This is a genomic window from Nitrospira sp., from assembly GCA_016715825.1.
Classification (GTDB): domain Bacteria; phylum Nitrospirota; class Nitrospiria; order Nitrospirales; family Nitrospiraceae; genus Nitrospira_D.
In genome coordinates this window covers 169,391-191,713 of sequence record JADJXO010000003.1, presented here as the reverse complement: position 1 = coordinate 191,713, position 22,323 = coordinate 169,391, and the positions used below count along the sequence as shown (strand labels likewise).

The 22,323-nt window shown below is 54.9% G+C and carries 21 protein-coding genes; 13 read left to right on the top strand and 8 right to left on the bottom strand.

Going from position 1 to position 22,323, the window contains the following annotated elements; all coding sequences use genetic code 11:
• Nucleotides 1-65: 65 nt before the first annotated feature.
• Genes IPM58_10605 through IPM58_10595 form a run of 3 tightly spaced genes read right to left on the bottom strand, consistent with a single transcriptional unit; the run spans nucleotide 66 to nucleotide 2,558 of the window.
• Nucleotides 66-1,262, bottom strand: coding sequence for a trypsin-like peptidase domain-containing protein (locus IPM58_10605; protein MBK9307515.1), 1,197 nt, complete (start codon nucleotides 1,260-1,262; stop codon nucleotides 66-68).
• Nucleotides 1,255-1,677 carry a YjbQ family protein gene (locus IPM58_10600; protein ID MBK9307514.1) on the bottom strand — a complete coding sequence of 141 codons (423 nt, stop codon included), beginning with the start codon at nucleotides 1,675-1,677 and terminating at the stop codon, nucleotides 1,255-1,257. The genes IPM58_10605 and IPM58_10600 overlap by 8 nt, the downstream gene beginning before the upstream one ends.
• Nucleotides 1,677-2,558: a hypothetical protein gene (locus IPM58_10595; protein ID MBK9307513.1), complete on the bottom strand. Its 882-nt coding sequence runs from the start codon at nucleotides 2,556-2,558 to the stop codon at nucleotides 1,677-1,679. The genes IPM58_10600 and IPM58_10595 overlap by 1 nt, the downstream gene beginning before the upstream one ends.
• Nucleotides 2,559-2,707: 149 nt before the next feature.
• Here IPM58_10595 and IPM58_10590 point away from each other — a divergent pair, with 149 nt between their 5' ends.
• The 6 genes from IPM58_10590 to IPM58_10565 all read left to right on the top strand — a co-directional run bounded on the left by IPM58_10590 (nucleotide 2,708) and on the right by IPM58_10565 (nucleotide 7,057).
• Nucleotides 2,708-3,349, top strand: coding sequence for a hypothetical protein (locus tag IPM58_10590; GenBank protein MBK9307512.1), 642 nt, complete (start codon nucleotides 2,708-2,710; stop codon nucleotides 3,347-3,349).
• A complete protein-coding gene (locus IPM58_10585; GenBank protein ID MBK9307511.1) occupies nucleotides 3,346-3,774 on the top strand; it encodes an HIT family protein in 429 nt (142 codons plus the stop codon). The genes IPM58_10590 and IPM58_10585 overlap by 4 nt, the downstream gene beginning before the upstream one ends.
• Before the next feature lie 146 nt (nucleotides 3,775-3,920).
• Nucleotides 3,921-4,343 carry a hypothetical protein gene (locus IPM58_10580; GenBank protein MBK9307510.1) on the top strand — a complete coding sequence of 141 codons (423 nt, stop codon included), beginning with the start codon at nucleotides 3,921-3,923 and terminating at the stop codon, nucleotides 4,341-4,343.
• A gap of 354 nt (nucleotides 4,344-4,697) precedes the next feature.
• Nucleotides 4,698-5,369: a DUF4393 domain-containing protein gene (locus IPM58_10575; GenBank protein MBK9307509.1), complete on the top strand. Its 672-nt coding sequence runs from the start codon at nucleotides 4,698-4,700 to the stop codon at nucleotides 5,367-5,369.
• A 709-nt stretch (nucleotides 5,370-6,078) separates the two neighbouring features.
• Nucleotides 6,079-6,288 (top strand): hypothetical protein, encoded by a 210-nt coding sequence (locus tag IPM58_10570; protein MBK9307508.1) that lies wholly within the window; start codon nucleotides 6,079-6,081, stop codon nucleotides 6,286-6,288.
• Between the two features lie 352 nt (nucleotides 6,289-6,640).
• Nucleotides 6,641-7,057, top strand: coding sequence for a transposase (locus tag IPM58_10565; GenBank protein MBK9307507.1), 417 nt, complete (start codon nucleotides 6,641-6,643; stop codon nucleotides 7,055-7,057).
• On the opposite strand, the gene IPM58_10560 is transcribed toward IPM58_10565, so the two are convergent.
• Complete coding sequence (locus IPM58_10560) at nucleotides 6,964-7,194, bottom strand: RHS repeat protein (GenBank protein ID MBK9307506.1); 231 nt, start codon at nucleotides 7,192-7,194, stop codon at nucleotides 6,964-6,966. The genes IPM58_10565 and IPM58_10560 overlap by 94 nt on opposite strands.
• Before the next feature lie 437 nt (nucleotides 7,195-7,631).
• Here IPM58_10560 and IPM58_10555 point away from each other — a divergent pair, with 437 nt between their 5' ends.
• Complete coding sequence (locus tag IPM58_10555; protein MBK9307505.1) at nucleotides 7,632-8,852, top strand: tetratricopeptide repeat protein; 1,221 nt, start codon at nucleotides 7,632-7,634, stop codon at nucleotides 8,850-8,852.
• Between the two features lie 4 nt (nucleotides 8,853-8,856).
• Nucleotides 8,857-11,475, top strand: coding sequence for a sigma 54-interacting transcriptional regulator (locus IPM58_10550; protein MBK9307504.1), 2,619 nt, complete (start codon nucleotides 8,857-8,859; stop codon nucleotides 11,473-11,475).
• A 28-nt stretch (nucleotides 11,476-11,503) separates the two neighbouring features.
• On the opposite strand, the gene IPM58_10545 is transcribed toward IPM58_10550, so the two are convergent.
• Both IPM58_10545 and IPM58_10540 read right to left on the bottom strand, forming a co-directional pair.
• Complete coding sequence (locus IPM58_10545) at nucleotides 11,504-13,153, bottom strand: DUF2235 domain-containing protein (protein ID MBK9307503.1); 1,650 nt, start codon at nucleotides 13,151-13,153, stop codon at nucleotides 11,504-11,506.
• A 451-nt stretch (nucleotides 13,154-13,604) separates the two neighbouring features.
• Nucleotides 13,605-13,799 (bottom strand): hypothetical protein, encoded by a 195-nt coding sequence (locus IPM58_10540; protein ID MBK9307502.1) that lies wholly within the window; start codon nucleotides 13,797-13,799, stop codon nucleotides 13,605-13,607.
• Nucleotides 13,800-14,210: 411 nt separating this feature from the next.
• Between IPM58_10540 and IPM58_10535 the strand changes: the two genes are divergently transcribed.
• The 3 genes from IPM58_10535 (at nucleotide 14,211) to IPM58_10525 (ending at nucleotide 18,585) form a co-directional block, all read left to right on the top strand.
• Complete coding sequence (locus tag IPM58_10535; GenBank protein ID MBK9307501.1) at nucleotides 14,211-16,217, top strand: methyltransferase domain-containing protein; 2,007 nt, start codon at nucleotides 14,211-14,213, stop codon at nucleotides 16,215-16,217.
• A gap of 401 nt (nucleotides 16,218-16,618) precedes the next feature.
• Complete coding sequence (locus IPM58_10530; GenBank protein MBK9307500.1) at nucleotides 16,619-17,947, top strand: OmpA family protein; 1,329 nt, start codon at nucleotides 16,619-16,621, stop codon at nucleotides 17,945-17,947.
• Nucleotides 17,948-18,102: 155 nt separating this feature from the next.
• Nucleotides 18,103-18,585 carry a hypothetical protein gene (locus tag IPM58_10525; GenBank protein MBK9307499.1) on the top strand — a complete coding sequence of 161 codons (483 nt, stop codon included), beginning with the start codon at nucleotides 18,103-18,105 and terminating at the stop codon, nucleotides 18,583-18,585.
• Between the two features lie 31 nt (nucleotides 18,586-18,616).
• Here IPM58_10525 and IPM58_10520 read toward each other — a convergent pair whose 3' ends face one another.
• Both IPM58_10520 and IPM58_10515 read right to left on the bottom strand, forming a co-directional pair.
• Nucleotides 18,617-19,222, bottom strand: coding sequence for a 2,3-bisphosphoglycerate-dependent phosphoglycerate mutase (locus tag IPM58_10520; protein MBK9307498.1), 606 nt, complete (start codon nucleotides 19,220-19,222; stop codon nucleotides 18,617-18,619).
• Nucleotides 19,223-19,284: 62 nt separating this feature from the next.
• Nucleotides 19,285-19,938, bottom strand: a complete 654-nt coding sequence (locus IPM58_10515; GenBank protein ID MBK9307497.1) for a DUF2628 domain-containing protein — start codon at nucleotides 19,936-19,938, stop codon at nucleotides 19,285-19,287.
• A gap of 190 nt (nucleotides 19,939-20,128) precedes the next feature.
• On the opposite strand from IPM58_10515, the gene IPM58_10510 reads away from it, so the two are divergent.
• Nucleotides 20,129-21,346 (top strand): acetylornithine transaminase, encoded by a 1,218-nt coding sequence (locus tag IPM58_10510; GenBank protein MBK9307496.1) that lies wholly within the window; start codon nucleotides 20,129-20,131, stop codon nucleotides 21,344-21,346.
• Nucleotides 21,346-22,320, top strand: a complete 975-nt coding sequence (gene argF / locus IPM58_10505; GenBank protein MBK9307495.1) for an ornithine carbamoyltransferase — start codon at nucleotides 21,346-21,348, stop codon at nucleotides 22,318-22,320. Before IPM58_10510 ends, argF begins: the two co-directional genes overlap by 1 nt.
• The last annotated feature ends 3 nt before the right edge of the window (nucleotides 22,321-22,323 follow it).

Below are 22,323 nucleotides of genomic sequence, written 5' to 3'. Positions count from 1 at the left end.
TCCCTCTGTTTGGCGAAGCGGCATTGCCCTGATGGGTAGGCTCACCATGATCGGAAACTCTGTGATCACTCATGAATCCTCCGTGAAGCAGCTAGTCCCGATGATCCTACCATACGCCTGTTCTGAATTGCCGTTGTGCTAATTGACGGCCTGAAGAGTGACCGCCACTTTTTCCTGCCGCTTCCCCGGAGGATCTCCACCATCACATGATCACCGACCTTGTGTTCCTCCATCACGTCCATCAGATCGTCGACGGTGTTCATCGGTTTCCGGGCGACCGACAGGATGATGTCGCCGAGCTGAATCCGGCCGGCCGTGGTTTCGCGCGCACCCTTTAGACCCGCGCGATCAGCCGGCCCACCCTTGGTCACCTTCCCGATGATCAACCCTTTAATTCCCCACCGTTTCGCCATGGCATCGGGAACCAGTGAGACACCCAAGCCAGGACGAATGAGCTTCCCATGCTTGATGAGTTCCGGGACAATACGGTTGACGGTGTCGACAGGGACAGCGAATCCAATCCCTGCATAGGCGCCGCTTGGACTCACGATTTGCGTGTTCACACCGATCAATCGCCCGGCACTGTCGAGCAAGGGGCCACCCGAATTCCCCGGATTGATCGCCGCATCGGTTTGGATCACCCCTTCAATCGTGCGATTGGACATCGATTTGATCGTCCTCCCCAACGCACTCACGACTCCCGTGGTCAACGTATGGTCGAGCCCGAACGGGTTTCCGATCGCGAGCACCTTTTGCCCCACACGCAAGTCATGAGAAGAACCGATTGCCAACGGCTCGAGTGGATGATCCGGCACCTGAATCTGAAGTACCGCCAAATCATGATCAGGATCGGCTCCGACCACCTTGGCTTGGTACTCGGTGCGATCCGCCAACGTCACCTTGATGGAATTGGCTCCATAAATGACATGAAAGTTCGTGACAATATGGCCTTGCTGGTTCCACATGAAGCCTGATCCCGACCCTTGAGGCACCTCCATCATGTCGAGGGACCAGAAATCCCGCTGTATGGCGGTGTTCGCGATGAAGACGACCGATTTCGTTGCGCGTTCAAAGACGGCCGTAGTCGCCCGTTCGTCAGGCCCTAATTCGGCCGGTGCCGGAGTCACGGGGCGAGGCTTACCCTCCGGGCCATCGTAGACCGCACCAAGAGGCTTGCCCCACTCACCGGACCACGCGACCGGCAACGAAACGGCCACACTGCATAGCAGGGGGAGCGTGACGAATCGTAGGAGCCTATTCACCCAGTACCTGCACAATACATTCACGCGTTCGTGAACGGGTGTCAAAATCGACCAGGACGACTTGTTGCCACGTTCCTAGAAGAAGGGTGCCGGATGCAAAGGGGATGGTGAGCGAGGGCCCCTGGAGCTGTCCTCGAAGATGGCTGTGGCCGTTGTCCTCCCCGGGATTGAGGGTGTTATGCTGCCAGCGAGAGTCGGGAGGGATGACGCGGTCCCAGAACGTTCTGGTGTCGACGCGAATCCCTGGTTCATCCTCGATAATCATGATCGAGGCAGTCGTATGTTTCACGAAGACCGTCACAATTCCGTCTCGAAGACTCGAGGACGCGACGGCCTCGGCCACGGATTGTGTAATATTTTGCATGTCCGTCCCACCGGTCATGCGGATCGTCAATAGGACGGTTCGGACAGCCATTAGACGCTTTCACCTTTGAACCGACGAAGATAGCGGCGGTCGCTTCTCGTCAGCGGCTCCCCCCGTGCCTCCATCAAAACAGCATCGAACGCCCCTTCAGCTGACAACAACCGGACGGCAGTCAACACCTCGCTGCTGAGAATGCCCTCGTGTTCCAGTTTCTCAAGATAGGCAAAGGCCTCCGGTAAGCTTTCCTTTTTTCGAGCATAGTAATCCTGCCCCCGTCGCCGGTTACTATAGGCTTCAAACTGCTCACACGCGACGAGGATTTCTGCCAGTTGCTTCACCCAGACTTTGGCTTTGCTCAGCCGTTCTGGATAATAGTAGTACAACATCACCTGTTGCATCCAAGGCTCCCATCCAACACCAAGCTTCTTGAGTGCGGGCCTCACAACCCGCAATCGCCTAGCAAGACGGCGAGCATAGCCAAGGCGCATTTCGATCTGTTCAATCGCCCAAGCATCCATAGACACACCGGATGCTTCAAGATCCCGGCGATACAGGGACACGAAGGCTTCCGTCTCACGTCCATAAGTGGTCCCTGGGTGAATGGCGCGCCATTCACGAGGTCTTGTTGGAATACCCCGTTGCTTCGCCCAAGACCAAATAGTTCCAAAGAGTTGTCGATCGAGTCCGGCACGGCCCAGATCGTGCAGTAGACAAGCAACATGATAGCGCTGGACTCGATCGGCAGGATGCCCTAAGCGGTTCGCGACAGCAACACACATCCGTGCTGTTCGCAGGGCATGCGGACGATCATAGCCACGGATAATTCGTTTTGGGTGATGCGGATGGGGATAGTCATAGAACTTCATGAGTTCGTTGACCAGTGGGCGCGAGACTCCCAACGGCCTCACCTGAGAAGAATCCGACATCATCATAGGTATAGATCCCTGAGTGGCCTGATGTAATCAGCGGGAGAATATCGTCGGTCCAAATGAGGTGTCAAGGAACCTCATGCCGATTCCTCGCCGAATCCCACCAATTTTGCTATGCTGAGACGATGTCGTTACCGTGAGGCAAGGCGTTCATGCGGGCTTTCCTAAGACCTTGTTACCTGCTCACAACTGCTACGATCTTCATTCATGCAACGATCACATTCGCCAACCCCCTCGACCAGCTGACGGATTTAACAGGGAACACCCATGTGACTGTCACCCTGAAGGGCCGTGACAACTTCACCAGCGAGTATCGCTATGACGTGAGCGTGAGGAACCTCTCACCGGATACCCTTATCGCCGATTCTCTGATGATCGTACTCGACAAGATTACCAACCTCGCCGGTGATGACCGAGAAGGCCTCACGGGCGAATCTTTTTTAAAACGGTTCGACATTTTGGACCAAGACGGTCACACCGACGACGGTAAACCCTTCTTCCACATTCGGGCAGGGAATGTACCGGATCTCCTCCCCCAGGCTGTCAGCAGCCCGGCCTCCGTCCGGATAAGAAATCGAGACTATGTGGCAGTCTTCACTCCTCAATTCAAAGTACTTGGACAGAAACGACCTCCTCCAGAAGTCAAGCGGACTGAGTCTTCCGCTACAACCACGTCTCCAGCCAAGACATCGTCGTCAACCACGAATCAGAAAACGCTCGATACGCTCATTCAGTTGCTGATCAAGAAGGGAGTCCTGACGCAAGAAGAATGGAAGAAAGCGACTCACCCATGAGCGATCCGACTTGCAAGGCCTGCCTGGGAACCTGGCCTCGACCAGACTATTTTATCGCAGATCTCGGATTGTCCAAAGCCTACCTTCACGAGGACCAGTTTTTCCCTGGATGGACCGTCGTGGTTTTTCAACGTCACGCCACTGAGTTATTCCACCTAGCACCCCCCGAGCGTATTCAGTTGATCGAGGAGGTCACCCTTGTGGCCAACGTTCTGTCTGAGGTCTACCAAGCCAAGAAGATCAACTATGAACTCCTTGGGAATCAGCTTCCCCATCTCCACTGGCATGTGATTCCTCGCCTTGGAACCGACCCGGCCCCGTTAGAACCGGTTTGGCGGGTGCCGCATGATCCCATCCTGCTCGAAGGATCAGTCCTCCAAGACACCATCAACCGCATCGCCCAAGCGCTGAAGAAGACAAGCTAGTGGCGTGCCGTAAGTCGACCCTTCATGGTGATCCCAAACCATCAGAAGAAAAAATATCCGCCCCCTTGAATGCATGGTACAAGGTCAAGCAACGACCCATTTATTTGTCGCTCGTCACACCTCGTGGGTCCGAGAGTTCTTCAACGATGGGCCCAGAGCACCAGGTGGACTCGCTTCGTGAAGAAGATAAGAATTGTATTCGGTTTACCTGTCACCTCTGCCGACTCTCCACGCCTGGAACACTCCTCGCACTTGGCAAGCATCTCCGAGAGCAGCACCGGATCCAACCGAAGGATGTCGAGCTGGCCGAGGTGGAACAAGTCATACGGAAGAAGGCCACTGAGGAGGTCCTCGCAGCGTGGCAGGAGCTGACTGAGACGAGGAGGCCTGGTGAGGATGAGGGTTCTGGTCAGGAACCGGTTCTGATTCGCGTGTACGTCACGTGCCGGAATTTCTTGAGGGACGTGGGCTCGAGAACGAAACGAGAGAACAGGTTATGTTCCACACAAGTTACTGTGAAATGGCTTCCTCACAGCACTGTTAAATCACGGAGAGATCTGGCGCTGTGAAGGCTGATTATTTCGACTGAGCCGCTCCGGATTCAATCCATCGCAGATAGAATTAGTCGTGGCTTTGTCTCTACGATACCAACCTGGTTTTAGGGTGTGAACTGATGCACCATTCAAGATACGACCCCAGAGAACCACAGAGACCAGAAAGGCGCAATGCGAGTTTCAGGTTTGTTGGGCTCGACACTGTGGAGGAGAGGTTAACCGCTCGTTGACACTATTTGAACCCAACGGCTAGCAGAGTGTGAGATAAATGACTCAGATCAAAAGCTCCGGGTCAAATGCTCCGATTGACACTTTCTAATACCCTGTTTAAGGTTGACCTAACCTTAAAGTCATGGGGTGGGAAGCAGCGTGGAAGAAGAGACAAAGGCCGTAAAGGAAGTTGCCACAACAGTGGGGAAAGCGATTGATGCCATGGCTCAGGCAGGGCAATTCTTTGCTAAATTCTTTACTGGGCCACTAGAGCAGGCGTCCGGCATTGTGGAAGACAGGCTAAGATTCATGCGGTTGGAACGGTATATGCGCCTTAAGGAGCGTGCGGTAGAGATCCTTCGTCAGCGGGAAATATCGGGACCTACTCGAGCTGTACCACTCAGCATCTTAGTTCGCATACTGGAATTTGGCTCTATGGAAGAAGACAACGACCTCCAGGACTTATGGGCTCAATTACTCGTGACTGCGGGTGATGCTAAAAGTGGAATTGTTGTGGAGCCCGCTTTTATTGGCATTCTCCAAAATCTAAGTTCTCGTGATGCAGCAATACTGGACAAGATTTATTCGTTTCCTATGGAGTACGAAAAATTAGGACTCTACACGTACGCACTTCCTGAGAAACTAGTCACTGACAACCCCACCGTGGAAATGAATCCACCTAAAGATGTATGTCAGTCACTTGGAAACTTGAACCGGCTTGGATTAATTGCTTCTGGCATGATGTGGGACGCGGGCTCCAACTACCAACTTGTTTCTCAAACTGTCCTTGGTCGTGCATTCGTAACCGCATGTCGTGGTACATCGTCCTAGAGTTCTCGCCTCAGACGGTGAAAATTGGCCGGATGGTCGGTTTTAAAGAAAGATGGCCCAGGTCAACTGACTGAGGCGTCTATAACGAAATATTTCTGTGGATAACCTCTTTGAGAAGTGCCCCAAAGAGGCTGTGAGACTCGCATTTCGACTATTCACAGTCTGTCCTCATATTTCCCCAAAAACCACAACATTTGGTGTTGACAATAAAACATGCTAGCTATATGTAGTCACGACATGGTGATTCATACGCTCTACGCACCTCAAATGACACCTGGGCAGAGCATCAATCACAAACCTTTTCCTCTCTAGGAGCAAGGTGAATGACCGTCACAATTAACTGAGGGGTTGAACTTAGGGATGTTCATTGCGCTCCTACTCTGGCTTCACTAATGACTTCTCGGCAGAAGCGTGGAGGGGGAAACTCAGGACATTTTGATGGATCAGAAGTTCGATAGCCTCAGGTAAGTCCGCCAAGACAAGTACCTGAGGCCATCAGAATAGGAAGGAGGTGAGAGATATGAGAAGACATTGAACGTCCCCAAAGGACGTAACCAGGGCTAACCCCTGGAGGACTCATCATCCGGAGTGTGTTTTGGATTCCAGCCAGCACGCTCCGGGTGCTCTGAGAGTTCCGAAATATAGACGCGTATTAAACGATGTGCAACAAAAAACTACTTTGACCCGGAACTTACTCACGGAAGCATCTATGACTGATGATTCTGGAAAGGACCACATGGACTTCTTCAAAAATCTGATCGTCAAGCTATCTGCCACAGGACCGGCTGCAACCATTTCCGTTTTCGCATTGTGTATTGCGGTGGTGGGTATCTGGGGCCAGGGAGCTTTTGCAGCAAGCGCACTGGCCAGTCTTCAGTTTCTCGCTATATTGTTTATTTACAAGCAGCCTACGCTCTAAGTTTGGTTAAGGCCGTGTGAAATCTCAGGGGTGTTAAGGAAGCCTCCATGTGAAAACTCAAGTGGGTTAAGGAATGAGGCCCTCGAAAGTATAGTTTCCTTATTTATCAAGGAGTATTAACCCACTTACATAGGGAAGCGGAGTGTATAGGCTCACGCTACGTTCTCTCTCGTCTCCCTCCTTCCAAGATCATCACCCTCAGACCCCTTAACCACCACTGGAATCTTAGCCTCAGATCCAAACATATAGGTGATAGTTTGATTCATGAGCCTCTTAGCCTTGTAGGACAGAAAAGGGGACAGGCTACTTTTTCTTGCCTGCCGCCTCCCGTTTGACGTACCGGTGTCATCCCATGCCTCGGATTCCTGGCGGCCATATCGCTGGGCACGCCTCCCATGTGTTGAACCGTGGCAATGCTGGAGCTGCCGTCTCTCAGAAAGACGCCGACTATGCCGCCTTCCTCGAGCTGCTTGGCGCGGCCAAAGCCCGACATCCCATCCAGATCTTGGCCTTCTGCCTGATGCCGAATCATGTTCATTTGGTCGTGCAATCCGTGACGAGTACGGCCTTGAGCCCGTTCATGCAATGGTGGATGACCAGTCACGTCCGTCGCTATCATCGGCATTACCGGAGTCATGGCCATGTCTGGCAAGGGCGCTTCAAACGTGTTCCGATTCAACAGGACCGCCATCTCCTCACGGTCCTCCGCAACGTGCTTCGTAATCCGGTGCGCGCGGGGTGCGTCAGATTGCCCGCCAGATCATCTTGATAACTTTCCGTTCGATTGAGTGCATCCTTTCGCGTGGCCAGCCGATCCATGTTGTCATAGGTGTACGTCGTCGTCTGGTTCTTCGCATCGGTCACGGTCAGGAGATTGCTGTTGGCATCGTAGCCGAATTGGGTCACACCATTGCTGGTGTCGGGGGTATAGACCGTCTTCTGCCCCAGGAGAGTGATGAGGCTCCGCAGGCACCCTGGCGCGTGCCATGGGTTTGACTCCGTACGAGTCTGAGTCTACAGAGTTCTGCATCCTTGGCAATCCCCGAATATGGCCCTAATTGAGAGAGGGGGAGCCATATGCCCCTTGACGTGAGCATAGGTTTGGAAACTGACTGAACGAGAAACCAGGGGGTAAGGAGGGGAAGTATGATTTGAGGAAACGCCTTCTGATAAGGAGTGTCCTCGTGAATCTCTCCGCTCCAGCTCGCCAGGAACACAATTCCCACCGCCTTACAGTTTCCTGGTATGGCTCGCTAGGAGACCTCTCATGCGGTATATCAATCAGATGATATAATTCTGGCCACGTTCTTCATAATTATCGAACCTGATGGTGATCCGTTCTCATGCGTTTCGGATTGATCCTCTTACCGCTCACAGTCGCCCTGCTGCTTATCGGTCCAGATCTCACGCATGCGCATTCGTTCGAGGAGCATGCGGCTTCATTCCACGGAGACATATCCGAGTCTCCTCAAGCACCCTCAGAATTGGAGGCACCCAATCGCCCCAATGCGCTGACAGAACTTGAAGCATTGCGGCGTTCTATCCGACTCCTGCCGAACGTCCCGGAGTACCGCCTCCAGCTCGCCGACGCGTTGTTACGCCTTGGCGAGCTGGACTCTGCCATCGAGGAATGTCGCGCTGCCATTCGGCTGCAACCAGATGATGGACGCGCGCACCTCCAGCTGGGCCTCTTACTCTCCGCAAAACAAGACTGGCGTGCTGCCGGCTCTGCGCTGAAAGCAGCGCTCCGGCTGGAACCGAACCTCCCCCACGCACACTACAGCCTGGGAACCGTTCACTACTCACTCGGCGACGTGACCTCAGCAATTCGAGACTATCGACGAGCACTCGAACTGCGCCCACATTTTGTGGATGCGCATCATCACCTCGGACTCCTCCTGATGATCACGGGACAGCTGAAAGAAGCCATCCCACATCTCGAAACGGCGGCTCTTGGGGGTGTGCCGGAAGCGCGGCTGTTCCTTGGCAATGCCTACAAAGACGGGCAAGGGGTCGAGAAAAACCTCGGACTGGCCATTTATTGGTGGATGCAGGCTGTTGAACTCGGTGAACAAACCTCCTTTCTCTCATTGTCAAAATTGCGGCGTCAGACCCTTGCTCCCGGATTGAGCACCCTCCAGCGCATGGAGCTGCTTACAGGTTTCCAGGCCTACCGCACCCGACTCTGGAACGACTACCCGGACATGAGTCGCGTGAGTGATCGACAATCGCTGGGGAAGGCTCTTCTCGCACAGGGTCGCGGAGAAGACGCAATTTGGGCACTGTTAAAGGAAGGCGTCACACTGAGCGAAGAGGCGCACGCGCTACTGGCCACTCTCTATGAAACCGGACCTACCCCTTACCTGAAGCCGTTCGACAGGAGAATCCTGGCTTGTTTCGAAACGACCGCAGCCGATGGATTCCCCTCCGCTAAAAAGCTTCTGGCCCGGATTTATGGGACAGGGCTCGGCGTCGATGCGGACCTTCAAAAGGCGAAGGCAATCCTCACCGGCCTTCCCAAGAAAGAAGCCCAGGCGATCTTCAACGAACTTGGAATTCGCTAGTCACATGCGTGGTCCCACGACACTTTCACGTGTATGGATCTCCTCGATTCCTCTCCAAGCTTTGAGCATCGGCTTGGGAAGCGCGGCGATTTCGGTCCTGTTGTGGTTTTCGTCTCCCGCGACTTTTACGGCTCTGGATTATACTGCCTTCGATACATGGCTTCTTCACCGACACAGCATGGCCGTGAATCCGTCATTGACCGTCGTCTCTCGCGACCCCGCCAGTGAAGAACGGTTTGGATCCGGCCACTGGGACCGTGCCATTCTGGCTCAACTCGTTGTGGCGATACATGAGGCCGGTGCGGCAGTGATCGGACTCGACCATCGCTTGGACCGCGCAAGCCCGTCCCAAGTCGGTGGCGCCGCAAGCGACGCCCTCCTCCTTGAGGCCCTTCGCACAGCCTCACCTGTCGTGCTTGTGTACGAGACTGAATCCCTTCTTCACTCCGATACGGCGATCTCTGCTCACCATGAAGTCGAGCGCGACAGTGACAACGTGACTCGGCACGTTTCACTTTTCACCAGGATTGAATCCCAAACAATCCCCGCCTTCGCAGTGGCCCTATTCAACCAATTTCGAGGACAGACCCCGCCGTCGGCGCCCGTTTCTTCAGGCCACGCGCGTGCGGCTGCGCTGGTGAACGTGGCCGGAGATGGATCACTCGTGGCGCTCCAGCCGATCCTGCTGTCATCAGTCTGGGAAAGGATCCAGCAGCGAGACGAGCAACAACTCACCTCGTGGTTCAAAAACCGAATTGTTGTCATCCGTGCTGATCCACCCGGCTCAGAAACCCGTGTCTTAGCCTCTGGAACCGTCGTCGACCGCATGACCGCCCATCTTCACCTTCTCAATGCCCTGCTCAACAATGAACCGATCGTGTCTTTCGGTTGGACGACCAGGCTGGTCATCACAACCGTACTGGGATCAGTCGTGGCATGGATCCTTTTACGATGGCGAGAGACAACCGGTTTCTTTCTCGCGGCCGGTATCGTCCTGCTGTATGGAGCATGCACCGCCGCGAGTCTAAGTCTGGCGTCGCTCGTTCTAGCCGTCGGGCTCCCATTGTTAGCCTCCGTGCTTGCCTTCATGGGTGCCACCGCACTGGTGAATCTGATGGCGAGCCAGCGTCTCATATTGCTCGAAGGTGACATGATCCAGCTCCAGGAAGAGTCTGCTGCCGTTCGTGAAGCACTGATCATGCGCGAAGACCGAGCAGAGGCACTTCAGGAAGATTTAGCAGTAGCGACGGCCACCATCGCACATTCAGCCGGACAACAGGAAGAGTTAGCGACAATGATGGATGCGCTACGAGCCCAAATTGTCGAGGCCCAACAGCAGGAACAGGAAGCACGCGGGCAACTGGAGCAACTAGAGCGACAACTCGGCGACCTCCGGGTAGCGACCCTGGGACCACACAAGGTCGCCGACGCAGCGCTTGACCGATCCCAAACCGAAGCCCGTCGGTATGGAATCATGACGCAAGATCGGCCGCTCCTTCGGCTTTTTCACGACCTCAAGAAGGGGGCCAAGTCTCGCCTGTCGGTTCTTTTGCTCGGGGAGCCGGGAACCGGCAAGGAGCTTTTTGCCCGAGCCGTTCATCAGTTAAGTCCGCGTTCTGCCAGAGCGTTCATTCCGGTCAACATGGCTGCAATTTCGCCTGAGCTTTTTGAAAGTGAACTGTTTGGGCATATGAAGGGGAGTTTTACCGGAGCGACGGCCGATCGCCGTGGGTACTTTGGTCTCGCCGACCATGGCACGATCTTTTTGGATGAAATCGGAGACCTCCGGATGGATCATCAGAGTAAGTTGTTGCGGGTGTTACAAGACGGGACCTTTTATCGTGTCGGTGCCACGACGCAAACGATGGTTGATGTTCGTATTGTGGCTGCAACCAATCGCGACCTGCAAAGAGGGGTTTCGGAAGGATGGTTTCGGGAGGACCTGTACTTCAGACTCACCGGGCTTGTCTTCTACCTTCCACCGCTTCGCCATCGTCCCGGAGATATCCCGCTTCTCGTTGAGACCTTCCTGAGCCGGATCGCCGACGAAACAGGAAAGCCGGTCCCAACACTCACGAACGACGCACTTCGTTCGCTGGTTGAGCATGACTGGAAAGGGAATGTCAGGGAACTCCGTCACTGTTTGGAACGAGCCATCACGCTGAACGATGGCTCCATGTTGACCAAAGATTCGCTCCGGCTCCGTGAAAATTCTCAAGGGAGCTTAGGACATACAAGGCTGCCACCCCCTGAATCGGCCGGTGACACGGCAGTTCTTGCCTGCCTCAGAGAGCATCGGTTCGACATGCAGGCCACAGCCGCAGCACTAGGATGGGATCGCAGCACGGTGACGCAGCGCTTGAAGGGACTCTGCTTCCAGACCCTGGTCGACACCAGTGGAGACCACGCCAAGGCTGCACAAGTCATTGCCGGTGATCCCAGCCATGTGCGAACCGCCGAAGTAAAACTCAGGGACTACTATGGTCATCTACAGTCCGTAATCGAACCATTTTCGACTGCGGAGCAGGCACTTGCAGAATGCAGGCGCCGTTTCAAAAACCTGCCTGAACGGTACTTTGCGCCGGTGGAAACCCTGGTTCGCCGGTATTTTGAACAAAGATGATCGATCCACCTCTGGCAATTCCCTTTTCCTAACCGGTTTTGGATTCCCCAACCGATCGCTTCACCACAAGACTCGGCGTCGTTCGGACGGTCAATGGGTCTCTCCGTACACCCACGTCATGAGCTCGTGACAAGCCTGCCAACCAGCTATTCATGAAAACCCCGCGAAGCGCTTCTCGATGACGTTGCCAATGATCCTGTGCCACCGACTCCATCCGGTCATCAACTCGCTTAGCCCACCACCAGATCAGCCCACCGACACAGGCATACAAGCCGCCGATAACGAGATTGGGGTACGGACACCATTGCGCAATGGCGTGGACTATTTGCGGAAACGGCGGCAACGCATACCACCAGCCGAGAGCCGGAATCGTGGCCGCCACAAACGTGTAATACGACATCTTTCCGCTTTGCACGGTTCCGCGAATGTTCTCGAGTAATGATTGATTATCTGGAGAAGCGAGGGTGCTCCTTTCGGTTTGCGTGCCTTCTCGCTCAATATCCGACAAGGTGGTTTTTCCCGGCCACGGGCAGTCGTCATTGGTTCGAACAACCAGGCACTGAGCGGGTAGATTCAACGGAGCATAGCACCCCGTACCGTTGGCGATCCGCTCGAACACGCTGATGTGGATCTTGGGACGAGAGATATGGTGATCTCGACAGAGTCGGACGATGTCGCGCGGCTGCCAACGATAGTACGCACCCAATCCAGCTCTCGCATCGTATAATTCGTCGTGCACATCGTGGTGCGTACGGACATAGTTGCGGTCGGCCTCGATAAACCGCAGCCCACATCGCTCTGCTTCGGCCATCATCCAATCCAATGCCACCAGAGACATGCCGTGCTTCACGTAGCCGCCGCCCACGTTGGAGTGCACCCCGGCGAACCATACTTGATCGACCTGCGTTGAACGAATGCCTTTCTCGTTCCACAACTCTGGGTGAAACGTGCGGCGGTCATCGTCGATCGAGAGTGCGTGACAGGCACGAGTGATCCGGCTACTGGGTGTCAGTTCGGAAAACCGCATGGGGTAGACCCAATTGAACAGGTCACGGAGTTCTTCAAACGGCATCCCCACCGCCCCAACCGTATCCCACACACCAACGAAATCAATCGTGACTGATCCGTCCGGTACGTGAGTATCGTCCATAACGGCGCAAAACCGTTCCCGCCGTTCTCGATCTTCCCGACTGTAATCGGCTGTCGGCTGACCTTCGCGTCGCTGGCTTTCCGACACGCGCTTAAATGCTTCCCGCCGAAACGCCGTCCAACAGTCCTCGACACATCTCTTGAGGGATTCGTACCCAACCTTTTTGATGTCGAGAATTCCACAATACTGAATGAGCCCCGACAGCGCCCGGACGGTGTAGGCGCCCCGACTAAACCCGAACAGGTAGAGGTGGTCACCCGGTTCATAGACATGAGCCAACTCGGTATACAGATCCCGCACGTTCTTGCCGAATCCGTACCCGAATGCCCCACCGATGAGTTTCATCGGAGCCAACCGCGACGTACCAACGCCATCGTCGTAGAAAGCCACTTGTGGGGTCAACGTCGAATCAAACTTATGCCCTTGGATGTCCACAGCCTCGTAGAGTTTGAACACATTGGTCCCTCGGGCCTTAATCGCTGTATTGCCTGTTCCGTCCGAACACAACACGATGTTTTTCCCTGACATGTGGTCTCCCCCTCAATCCGGCCTGACTGGTCTCAGTACGATGGGGCAGCAACTGATAGTCACCGGTCATAGGATTCTTGTAGCAAGCTCTATGCCGACGATGATCTTGCATAAAGAGCTATTCGTTGCAATTACTTATTATATTGTGACAGCTCATACCAATCTGGTTTATTGAGAGCTTGTATCTGTTCGGATAAGTAGGTGTATCTCTATCGATTCAGAGGTGTGTTGGCAAGAGCAACCCGATGGGCCCTTATTGATATGGCCCGATGCCGACCGTGAGAGTAGAAGCTAATCGTGTTCTTAATCCGACGATTACCTGTTGAGGGATAACCTGAGGCTGACAGCAGGCATTGCTCGGCCACTGTCAGTCTCAAGCCGACAAAAGTGCGCGGGGAGTATCCAGACTTATTCGGTCATCCATGAGCGACCTCCAGACAACTTCTGCCGTTTAAGCCGCCTTATCACCGTAGACCATCAGCAGGCTACCTTCTTCGAGCTTCTCGTAGGTAGACATCGGCAATACATTATTCTGCTCTTCCACCTCTCGAGGTGCATCGGGGAAAATTTGTGGCATAAGCATCGTCAAGATGAATCCGGCAATTTGCAATGCAAACCAGATGACTACGATGGCCGACTCGTGCATGGTGAAACCCTTCCTTTCCTTTTTCCATCAAGTTGAGATTGCGTGAGTATGGAGCCTGCTGCCCCAACCTCGTGATGGATTCGAAGCCTCACGACTGATCTGGCCATACATGGCATCAAGAACTTCAGAGTCGATGTGCGCCATGGTCTGTAACCCTCCAGATCACTTGTTATCCCTCCCCAGCAATCCGCGTGCCAACATGAAAGACAATGTAAGTAGTTGTGTTTATGCGTATTAGCCTTGGATGAATGATTCGATGAACGCGATAGAGCCACATGGCCGTATCCTTACAGATAACGAACTGTATCCAATTTGATTATGAGTGGACGGGATTAAGAAGTGACCTGAATGAGAACAAGATTGTGGAGTGCCGGGGCACTACTGGCTTTATGACCGGCCGCTGGAAGTGCGATGGATGCCTCCTACACTGGTCCACTTTGTCACAAGGCTGTGGTACTCTCCCTCGCGATGCTGAATGACCCAGTTTCAATACCGCACAGGCCGGATTCCATCGGCACTGAGTGGCTGACTGATGTCTTACGTCGCGCCGGCCAGCTGCACCGTGCCGTGGTCGAGGCTATCACGGTTATTCCAATCGCTGCAGGAAGCGGATTCGTCGGACAAACAGCCCGCCTGCAAGTCACATACACCGAGCCTGAACTCTCGGCCCCGCTCACGCTTTTTGCTAAGCTCTCATCCGCCGATCCAGGGGTCAGAGAGCAACTACGCAGGGTAGGCATCTATGAAACCGAAGCCGGCTTTTACCGAGACCTTGCACCGCTGGCCAGATTTCCGTTGCGCGTACCCCGTCCCTACTTCGATCTGTATGATGTGCGCACGAGCGCGAGTCTCCTCCTCTTGGAAGATCTCCACCAGGCTGAGTTCGGCGACAATCTTGCCGGCTGTTCTGCCACGGACGCCCAACTGGCCGTTCGACAGCTCGGACTACTCCATGCGCATTTTTGGAATTCTCCTATCCTCAAGGAATTATCGTGGCTCCGCGCCCTGACCGATGAAGCGGAGACTCGGGTCGGCATCTATCGAGCCATGCTGCCGCGATTTGAACAACGATGCGCCGAGTTTGTGACACCAAATCTTCTTCAGTGCGCACAACAGTTTGGCCAAGTCCTTCCAGAATATTTTGAACAGAGCTCAACTGGCCCACAAACCCTTACTCACGGCGACTTTCGTGCCGACAACTTCGCCTTTACCGGTGCGGGGGAGGATCGCGTTGTGACCGTCTTTGATTGGCAAGTGGCACGACGTTCTCGTGGTCCGCGCGATTTGGCCTATTTTCTGTCGGGGTCCCTCTCGATCGAACAACGCCGCAGCCTTGAGGAATCTCTCATTGAATCCTACTACAAGACCTTGGTAGACAACCGTGTTCACGGGTATGCAGCCCAGGATCTCCGACAGGATGTGCAAGCCGGACTGGGGGCTCCCCTGGCCACATTGATCGTTGCTGGCGGAATGCTCGATTTTTCCAGCCCGCGTGGGACTCTCTTGTTCAAACAGCTCTGCGTACGCCTTGACGCAGCACTCGAAGATTACCAGTTCCCTTCCTATCTGGATTTGCTGGTGCCCCGAAACACTACGCCTACGAACCGACCCTCGATGGAACAACACGAAGTCTATTCCGCCGGATACGATCCGCTTGTCTTGCTTGGCTTATCAAGACGAACGGCAGCTCGTGATGCCGCGTTTCTTGTGCCTCACCTCAAACCAGATATGCACGTTTTAGATTGTGGCTGTGGGCCTGGAGGGATCAGCGTCACACTGGCATCGCTCGTCCCGCAGGGACAAGTGGTGGGCATCGATATCGAGGACAGCCAGCTGAACAGGGGTCGTCAGGAAGCTCAGCGGAGTGGAGTCGACAATGTTGAATTTCACCATGCCAGTGTCTATGCCCTGCCGTTCGCAGATGCGACTTTCGATGCGGTCTTGGCCCACGCGGTCCTTTATCATCTAGCAGAACCGATGAAGGCCCTCCGAGAGCTTTGGCGTGTCCTCAAGCCAGGTGGCCTGATCGGGCTCCGCGACTCAGACGCCGAAGGCGATGTCTATCATCCCGCCCACGAGGATCTCGCTCAGTTTTGGAAATTGGCCGAGAGGATCATCGACCGTAGCGGAGGCGATGTTCGGTTCGGACGTAAACAACGCCAGCTGCTGCGGGAAGCCGGATTTCGAAACACCGTTGGGTCGGCTTCGTGCGACACCTTCGGCACCCTAAGTATGACGGCTGGGTTCAGCCGTTATTGGGCCGAGGTCTTTCTTGAACAACATCGCCGACTGATTCTCACAGAACAATGGGCCACCGACTCTGAACTTGCCACGATGCGAACGGCGCTCCTCGACTGGGGTAACAGCCCAGACGCCTTCTATGCTCGCTGCCGCTGTGAGGCTGTAGGCTGGAAGTGAGACTCGTGAGGTTTCAAAACAGGCTCACTCATCTCTCTCACTAAGACACCTGCGCTCAACTCTCCGCTTCCTTGTATCAAAACCGATACGGCCAATTGTATCTATCAGATCCACTCGTGTTGATCGTCGCTCCTCTGGAGAAGGGTGAACGCATTCTCCCTATCAGCGCTGCTGAGGTTTTCCCGCAACTTACAGTCCACCGAATGGAACGACAGACGAAGTCGATCCCGGGTTGCATCGTTTTCCCAGACGGGGTATACGATAGATGTTGAGTGCCCATTCGGATTCCACTCTGAATGTGAGCGCACATGTGAGCATTCGTTCCTCGACATTCTACCGTCCCGTTTCTTGAGTCTATCACGGAATCGCTACCGCCTAATCATCCAGTAAGGAGGTGAGACATGATCACGAGGTTCGTCGCCGTTGCGTTTCTCTTCACCTTTACGGTGAATGGACAGGAATCGAGCTTAGCTGCCGGGTTTCGGACTTCGGCCGTGGCTCAGCAGGCTCAACCGATCCGCTTCAGTGGGTCGCACCTCTATCGAGTTCATAGCGACAACAGCGCTGATGCCCATCCTTCTTCGGAGGCTGCCCCCACGACCTCTACTTCTCTCACTGTCGATGGTCCACAGAGTCACCTCTTGGAAGCAGAACGGGAGCGGGAACGGTTGGCTCAACTCCAAGAACAACTCGCGGCAAAGGAGCAGGAATTGGCCGACCTGCGGGACAAGACCACAGCGGCGGCGAGTCAGGTCACGATCGAAAAAACACGCGCGGATACATTGGAAGCACAACTCACTCAAAGGGAACAGGAACTCTCCGGTATCTGCGCACAGCGTGACACGCACCAAGAAATGTCACAAGATTTGAACCGGACGAAAAGCAGTCTCGAACAGGCCAAACAGTACATGATTGACGCAGAGCGAGAGGTGATCGTCGCCAACGAACAACTCGGTGACGCGATGCAACGGCTGGCTGAAAAAGAGCACGAGCTCCAGGCGACCAAATCCAATCTCGATAAGATGACTCACACCCTGGCGGATCTGGACCGCGAACTGATCGAGCGGAACACACAGATTACCCAGGCGAAGCAATTGCTGGCAAGCCTCGGACGAAGCTTGCCGAAGGATGGCGACCAGGCCGTCTCTTACAAGAATACCGAGGCTGGCCAAGCTGGACCAGTCAATCTCGGCAAAGTGAGCGAGAGTCTGGCGAGCGCTCTTCGGGATGAGCTTACGCGAGGCAGTGTGGCCCTCCGGCAACGAGGGAACCAACTAACCCTCGCCTTGGCCTCCGGTGAAGTATTCGCACAAGGAGACGCCACCATGACCGCAACAGGAACCTCGTTGCTGGAACGAATTGGTGCCGCCTTACAACAGTTCCGCAACCAGCGTATCGAAGTCGCCGGGCACACGGACAGCCTTCCGATCCGGAGCGACAACCGGAGACCGTTCCGCGACAATCTCGAACTCTCTCAGGCACGGGCCCAACATGCCAGTCAAACCTTGATCGACAGCGGGTTGGGCACCGACCGGATCAAGACCGTCGGGTATGCCGCCACCAAGCCAATTGCCAGCAACAAGACCGCGGAAGGCCGAAGCAAGAACCGCCGGGTCGAGATCATCGTCACCCCCTGGTCTGCTTCAGCCGGTAAGGGTAAGAAGGTGGAGCCTGTAGTGAGCAAGCCCGGCCAACAAAAGAAGGCGGTTCAGAAGATCATCAACCGTTAAGTCGTACAGGCCTGACTGGGTCGGCGGTGAAATTGGCCTGACCTAGTCAGGTCTATCTCGTCGGACCCTACCGCTTGGCCTCAATTTTCATCCATGTCGATGCCGGAACGTACGCCAAAGCTAGCTATTTGGAGTGAACCAGGAGAATCGATCCTATGACCCCTGCAGAAGCCGCCGATGCGCTGTTCAAAACCATGCCGCAGCCCGTCACCGCCTCACAGCTCGAAGAGTACGGTATTGAGACATCGGACTCCAGCGCCCAATACATCGCGCGCGAGATTCTCTCACTGAATCTCTACTGGATCCTCGCTGCGGTCGATGCGCATATCCCGACCAAGTATCAGGCGGCCATCACGGAGCAATTATTCGAGTCCATCCAGAAGATCTGGTGGGAATCACGGCAGTTCGGGCCAGGCACCTGGGACACGTATCAATCTGAGCTGAATGAACGACGAGAACACTACGCCCGCCTCGTTGATCAGGAAAGGATTAGCCACGCCGGTATTTGCGCGGAAACAGCCTCTCTCATCGAAGATCAAGGCTTTATTTCCCCAGAGGACCGGCCGAACCTCTTGGTGTTACTTATCGATTACGCTCCGGCTTCAGAGTATGGAAGGTTGCTCGACGAGGCGTTCTAGCGATCGCGCAACGCGTAGGCAGAGTTCTGACTCACAAGTACCGGTGCGACAGGACCTTCCCGCGCTCGTCGAATTCGTATAGGAGCGGCGCCCCAGTCGGAATGTTCAGCTCCAACACCTCTTCTTTCGACAACTGGTCCAACTCCATCACCAAGGCACGGAGGCTGTTGCCATGCGCCGCAATGATGATGGTTTCTCCTGCTAACAGGTAGGGTTTGATCATCTTCTCATAATAGGGCAAGGCGCGCTCGGCCGTGTCTTTGAGACTTTCTCCGCCTGGCGGTTTCACATCATAGCTTCTCCGCCAAATTTTCACTTGCGCATCACCATACTTTTGAGCCGTTTCGGCCTTATTGAGCCCCTGAAGCTCCCCGTACATCCGTTCATTCAAGGCCTTGTCCTTCTCGATAGGAATCGTCGACTGCCCAAGGGTCTCCAAGACGATTCGTAACGTCTCGTTTGCACGACTCAGCACCGAGGTAAAGGCCCGGTCAAACGTAAACCCACGGAGTTTTTCACCGGCTTGTCGCGCCTCCTCGATACCTTTCGAAGAGAGAGGGACATCCACCCACCCCGTGAATCGATTTTCCAAGTTCCACTGCGACTCACCATGACGAATCAAGACTAATCGCGCCATCGTTCAATCTCCTCACTCGAGCAGCACGGTCCGATCTGGACCAAGAAACGAACGTAACTGACTCACATCACACCGGCGCCCCGACTACGGCCGATTTCCTCGACTGGTCGATCGAGATCGGGTGGGCTCTCTTGAACCATCTTCGTCAGCGTAGCGAGGAAGATGATGTAAAAGAAGACACCGACCCAAATGACATAGGGTTGTACCCCACCCGCTTCTTTCAGCACTGCCGCTTGTCTGGCTTGATCTCCCCCCCCTGCCTTCTTGATTTCGGCGATATGTTCACGGCAATGCCAATAATAGAGGTAGTTGCCCGTAGCTCCAGCCATGACGCTCCAGACAATACCGGCTGAAAAATCTCCCGTAAAGTATGTGGAAACCATCGGCCCGACCGCATAGACGAACGCGTGGAGATACATCTTGCGGTACAGGAACCAGAGGAACGAAATGTAGAGAAACGCCGGCCAATTCCAGGATAGAGCGAATCGTGGTTGCCCGTTCGCCGAGAATTTCCTGAATGCAGTCAAATAGTGGTCGGCATTTGGGCCGATGAATTGTCGCCACACCGTGTCCGCATCTTCAGCCGGGCGAGTGGCACGCTCTTCTGTCGCAGACTCGGCGGTCGCGCCGGCTTCTTCAGCCAGTTTGGTTCCGCACTGATGACAAAAGTTGGCGTCGTCAGGGTTCTGTTGGTGACATTGGCTACAGGCCGTCATAAAAATTCACCTTACCATACTTGAGAGTGGACTGTTGGGCCTATCTCTTGGTCCGCCTACTTAGAAAAGAGAAGGCCTACAAACTTAGAGCATCCACATTCTCCAAAACAAGCGTGCTCAAGCCCCCACTTATTGCTCTTGTACTTGACCCTGTGCTAGTTTTCCTACCTTTCTTAGGGGATCTGCCATCATGCCGACCGAAGAATTAAAGGACGATGCCGCGACATACTTGATGCAGACGTATAGTCGGCAGCCGATCTCCATCGCCCGCGGACGGGGCGCCAAGGTCTACGATCTGGAGGGGCGAGAGTACATTGATTTTGTCGGTGGGATCGCCGTTAACGTGTTAGGACATGGTCATCCCGACCTTGTGCAGGCCATTCAACGCCAAGCGGCGCAACTGATTCACACCTCGAACCTCTATTACACCGAACCCCAGGTGCGGCTCGCGCGCCTCCTGGTCGACCACTCGTTTGCGGACCGCGTGTTCTTCTGCAACAGCGGCGCCGAGGCGAATGAAGCGGCGATTAAGCTCGCCCGCCGCTATGGACACGAGCGGCATGGCGCCAAACGGTTCGAAGTGATTACGATGAAGAATTCGTTTCATGGCCGTACCTTGGGCATGCTCACAGCCACGGGCCAGGACAAAGTTCAAAAAGGCTTTGAGCCCTTGATGCCCGGTTTTACCTATGCCCCGTTCAATGATTTCAGCGCGCTGGAAGCAATGGTCAACGACCAGACCGCCGCCATCATGCTCGAGCCCATTCAGGCGGAAGGCGGCGTGTACGTCGCCGATCGTGAGTACCTGAGACGCCTACGGGAATTCTGTACGCAGAAAGACATCCTCCTTATTTTTGATGAAATTCAGACCGGCATCGGAAGGACCGGCACTTTCTTCGCCTACGAACAACTTGGGGTGAAGCCGGACATCATGACTCTGGCCAAGGGGCTAGCCGGTGGAGTCCCGATCGGGGCCTGCCTCGCGATCGAACCCGTCGCCTCAGCCTTTACCCCAGGTGCCCATGCATCAACCTTCGGCGGCAACCCCCTCGCCTGTGCCGCAGGGCTGGCTGTCTGCCGAGTCCTCCTCGAAGGGCGCGTTCTGGACCATGCAAAGCGCATGGGAGAATACTTGGCTAAGGGTCTCACCGACTGCAAAGACCGCTATCGCATCGTCACGGACATCCGGGGGCTTGGCCTTTTGCAAGGCATGGAGGTAGACGCCGACGCCAAAGCGTTGGTCGCAGATGCGCTTGCCCGTGGGATATTGATCAACGCCGCGAATGAGCGCGTGTTGCGCTTCGTCCCGCCCCTGATCATCTCGCAGCAGGAGATCGATAAACTCCTTGAGCTACTAAGTGCGCTGCTGAATCAGCGCCAGACAGCCGGAAAAGACTCGCATCATTGATGGTTCAACCAATCCACAGAGTCGGTGCTGCCCGCTACGCCAAGGACCTCCTTGACGTCGCCACAATGCCGCGCAAACAAATTCTGGACTTGCTGCAGTTAGCGGCCTCACTCAAGAAGAAGCAACGTCTGGGCACACCACATCAACTACTCGTCGGCAAAACCTTGGGGCTTCTGTTCCAAAAGCCCTCGACGCGGACCCGCGTGTCCTTTGAAGCAGGCATGAATCAGTTGGGCGGCCACGCGCTGGTGCTTCCCATGGGCGATATCCAGCTATCGCGTGGGGAGACCGTCGCGGACACTGCGCGGGTCCTCTCCCGTTACCTGGACGGCATCGTCATTCGGACCTATGACCATTCAATCGTCGAAGAGTGGGCGCGAGAAGCCACCATGCCGGTCATTAACGGGTTGACCGACCACAGCCACCCCTGTCAGGCCTTGTCTGATTTATTGACGATTCAGGAAATAAAAGGTCGGCTGAAGGGCATCAATTTGGCGTACATCGGTGACGGGAATAACGTCGCCAATTCGCTTATCGAAGCTGGTGCGAAGATGGGGATGCGCGTGGTCATTGGATGCCCATCCGGTTATCAGCCTGATCAGCGGGTGCTCGATCGTGCCAGAATGGACGCACAAACCACCGGTGCCGCTATCGCGGTGGTGGGAAACCCCCAGGTGGCGGTCAAGGAAGCAGATGTCGTGTACACAGACGTCTGGATCAGTATGGGTCGCGAGCGAGAACAAGCCAGACGATTACGGACCATGGCCCCCTATCAGTTGAATACGCGACTCCTGCAACGAGCAAAGCCCGATGCCATCGTGATGCATTGTTTGCCGGCCCATCGTGGGGAAGAGATTACGGCAGATGTGTTGGATGGCCCGCAGTCGGTGATCATTGACCAGGCTGAAAATCGGCTCCATATGCAGAAGGCCATCCTGAGCCATTTACTCAGCCGAAAGAAAGGCGCACGGTAGGCA